At 56.7% G+C, this 1,984-nt stretch carries 3 protein-coding genes; 1 reads left to right on the plus strand and 2 read right to left on the minus strand.

Features of this window, described 5'->3' with window-relative positions:
• Positions 1-306: 306 nt before the first annotated feature.
• The gene (locus tag EN991_RS34085; protein WP_063170791.1) at positions 307-684 is read right to left on the minus strand and encodes a low affinity iron permease family protein; all 378 of its coding nucleotides are present in this window, start codon (positions 682-684) and stop codon (positions 307-309) included.
• A gap of 476 nt (positions 685-1,160) precedes the next feature.
• On the opposite strand from EN991_RS34085, the gene EN991_RS34095 reads away from it, so the two are divergent.
• Entirely contained in the window at positions 1,161-1,460 is a 300-nt protein-coding gene (locus EN991_RS34095; RefSeq protein ID WP_013525105.1) for a DUF1236 domain-containing protein, read from the plus strand.
• Positions 1,461-1,576: 116 nt separating this feature from the next.
• On the opposite strand, the gene EN991_RS34100 is transcribed toward EN991_RS34095, so the two are convergent.
• The coding region (locus EN991_RS34100) for a metalloregulator ArsR/SmtB family transcription factor (protein WP_245461155.1) at positions 1,577-1,984 on the minus strand (408 nt) is incomplete at its 5' end.

A 1,984-nucleotide genomic window follows, 5' to 3' on the forward strand; every position in this document is an offset into this window, starting at 1 on the left:
CTTTATAGGACAATGGCCCCTCCGACAGCGATCAAACAGACATCCGAAATGCCAGCAGCAGGGCGCATAAGGACGAGACGAGGGCAGCGGTGGCAAAAAACACGCCCTGCCAATCTGGCGGTGGCTCGGATATCAACTTGTCGGGGGGCGGCTGATTGTCATTCATGAAAGCAATTTGCGACGCCAAGTGTAGTTCCCCCTGATCCTTCAGGTTGTCGGCGGAAATGCTCGTCGCCTACCGAAGACCAAAAAAACTCAAAATCGCCAAGACGACGACCACCGCACCAACGAGCCAAATGAGATTGTTCATGATCTCTCTCCTGTTGCTTTCGAAAGTTCGCGCCTGGCAGCCCCGACTGTTCGGGACGCTTCTTCTTCGAGTTTTACAAGCTTCTCCCTGATCTCGTCCGGCTCGGCATGCTCCAATCCGACAACGTCGTTCCTGGTTTCGTTCAGTGAAACGATGATCTCGTCGAGTTTTGCGTGAATGGCGGCGGTATCGCGATAGCCTTGTAAAAGGACAACACCGGTGATCACGATGGCGGCAACCGACAGGGCATAGGTGACCGCATTTGTCAGTCCAAAAGGCACCAGGGCGGTGCACAAAACCATTGCCACGAGCATGACATAGAAGCCTGGCGGCCGAGATAGGAAGTCGGAGGCTGCGAAAAGGAACCGATTCATATGCTGGCCAAGGTCATCAAGGCGACCAGTGCGGTAATCGCCACACAAACAGGCACCGCCGCCAGCAGGCCTGCCTCTAAGATCCGACTCTCCTTGTCGCGCAACATCAGGTCACCTACTGCAGGTTAAAGATACAGGCGTTCGGCGTCGGAAGGGACGTTGCTGCGCCGATCCACCACATGCCAGCTTAGAACGAGTGCCATCACGAGAAAGGGAACAGCCGCGAATAACCAGCGTGCTTGGTCCACACTTTATCCATCTGCATTCTTCCAAATTCGAGAGACAACAGCCGCGGAAGCCAAGCGTTCCAGCCGCTGCCGCTGACAGGACCAATGCGGTTTCCAGAACCAGACTTAGGTCCCAAGGGGACTAGACCTAAGTACCTAGGGCGGAACGTTTAGGGCGGCTCCATGTTCAACTTGCCGGGCGGCGCGGGACGATGATCGTGTTGCGCCCGTCCCTACAGGAGTGCAGATATGAACATGCTTCTAAAGAACACCGCAGCAGCGATGTTGCTATTGGCTGGGATCGGCTCAGCCGCCGCGGACGACATCATCATCCAGCCGGAACAGGACACCGTCATCCGCGAATATGTGAAGAAGCAGCCCCTGGCGTCGGTCAAGCTCCCCGGCGTGGAACTGAATGTCGGGACAGCCCTGCCGGAAACGGTTGAGATCCATGAGGTCCCCAACGTCAAATATCGCTACGTTGTGGTCGACAACCGCACGGTGCTGGTGGACCCGGGCACCCGAAAAATCATCAAGGTTTACGACTGAACGAACCATCCAACCCCGCCGCCATCGCCTGGCGGCGGGGTCGAAGCTTACAAATCTCCACAATCCGGTGACGAGCCTTGAAGTCGCGACATCGCAACCTTCCAAAGGTCCGGGCTTTATGGATGATGGTCGCGGCCAGGCAGAGTTTTCCGCTCAACAAGCCAGTCCAGGAGCTCAAGGACTTTCAGGGCAAGATCTGTGCACGAGTAATACGCTTTATGGCGCTCCTGCCTCCGGGTGACCAGACCAGATTCTCGCATCATGCCGAGATGCTGGGAGAGTGCTGAGTTGCTAAGCCCCAGTCGCGGCGCCAGATCAGAAACGGATATTTCTCCGTCAGCAAGAATCATTAGAGCGAGAAGGCGCTTTTCATTAGCCATGGCAGCGAGCAGCTCGGCGGATGGCGCATGAATGCTGGGCTTTTCGGGATTCATGATGTTGCCCTCGCTCACGCGTCTTGCGCCGGCCGAAATGTAAAGAAGCGGCCTCCCTTCACGGCAGCGGCGGGCGCCCCAGTAAGGATG

The organism is Mesorhizobium sp. M7A.F.Ca.US.005.03.2.1, from assembly GCF_003997795.1.
GTDB classification, from domain to species: domain Bacteria; phylum Pseudomonadota; class Alphaproteobacteria; order Rhizobiales; family Rhizobiaceae; genus Mesorhizobium; species Mesorhizobium ciceri.

Coding starts and splice junctions, on each gene's coding strand:
- EN991_RS34085 (WP_063170791.1), bottom strand. CDS start 684: ATGAATCGGTTCCTTTTCGCAGCCTCCGACTTCCTATCTCGGCCGCCA.
- EN991_RS34095 (WP_013525105.1), top strand. CDS start 1,161: ATGAACATGCTTCTAAAGAACACCGCAGCAGCGATGTTGCTATTGGCT.